At 29.9% G+C, this 1,094-nt stretch carries 1 protein-coding gene; it reads left to right on the top strand.

Annotated elements, in window-relative coordinates:
- The first annotated feature begins 449 nt into the window (after positions 1–449).
- Positions 450–1,001: a hypothetical protein gene (locus tag QO200_RS19280; RefSeq protein WP_371543632.1), complete on the top strand. Its 552-nt coding sequence runs from the start codon at positions 450–452 to the stop codon at positions 999–1,001.
- Positions 1,002–1,094: the final 93 nt, after the last annotated feature.

The raw sequence follows: 1,094 nt of genomic DNA, 5'->3' as shown, positions 1-1,094 counted from the left end.
GTTTCGCATCAAGTTTTCGTTAAGCCGAAAATTGAGCGGTTACGAACTTCCAGCCATCTCAAAGTGGCATAACGTTACTGTGAATATTCTTGCCGAATTTTGCGCTGAAAAATCAGAATAAAATCGTGAAGCAGAAAATATTTTGGTTGAATTTAAGTGATGCAGTTTGCGTCCAAATGGATTGTAGCGAAATCGTTAAATAGAAAGGAATTCGCTTCAATAATACTGATGCAGTTTGCGGCGAAATGTATTGCGGCGAAAAAAAGAAATGCGAAAAGAATGATTATTAATGAAACACTCACAGCAACAATCATTTTGAGCTAACTGGAATTTAGTGCAATTACCGTTTCGCATTATATTTTTTGCAAAGCCGAAAATTAAAAGATTACGAATCTCAAAGCAGCGAACTTTGGCAGTAATATTACCTACTAAAAAACAGGAAATTCCGTATGAAAAGACAATTATTTATTATGTTCATTTTGACACTTTTAATATCTTGTGCAAAAAAAGAAAAAGATTTTGACTCTTTCGAGTATTCGTTTGGTGGAACATTCTCAACTCTATTTTCAATAAAATTCACAGAAAACGACACGATTTATTTAAGAGAACATTGGAATGTCTCAGAAAGATATGGGAAAAAATTTCCAAAAGCTAAAACAAATTATTATGCAATACTTACAAAAGAACAAAGAAATCAATTACGTGAATTATTAAAAAAAATAGATTTTAAAAAAATAAAATCAGAATATAATGAAGATTATGTTGACGGAAGTGCATATCAAATAATTATAAAAAAAGATACTTTTAAAAAAAGTGTTTTTGTTCACAGTCATAAAGTTCCCAAAGAATTAGATTCTCTTTCAAGGTGGATTTATAGGACAAAAGAAAAATTAAAACTAATTGAGACAAGTAAAAATTTTCATTTTGAGAGTATTAATGGAATTTTACCACCGCCTCCACCACCGCCTCCAATAAAGAAAATAATATTAAATGAAAAATAAATACTCACAGTAACAACCATTCCTATGTAAAGCATCATTAAGTTATAAACAACTTTTAAGAGGGTTATATGTCGGTTATTTTTCGAGTATAAA

It is taken from the genome of Flavobacterium sp. Arc3 (assembly GCF_041431375.1).
Classification (GTDB): domain Bacteria; phylum Bacteroidota; class Bacteroidia; order Flavobacteriales; family Flavobacteriaceae; genus Flavobacterium.
This window is presented reverse-complemented; position numbering and strand designations above follow the sequence as displayed.

What these genes read in the sequence shown, in the direction of transcription:
- QO200_RS19280 (WP_371543632.1), top strand. Translation starts at nt 450, where the DNA reads ATGAAAAGACAATTATTTATTATGTTCATTTTGACACTTTTAATATCT.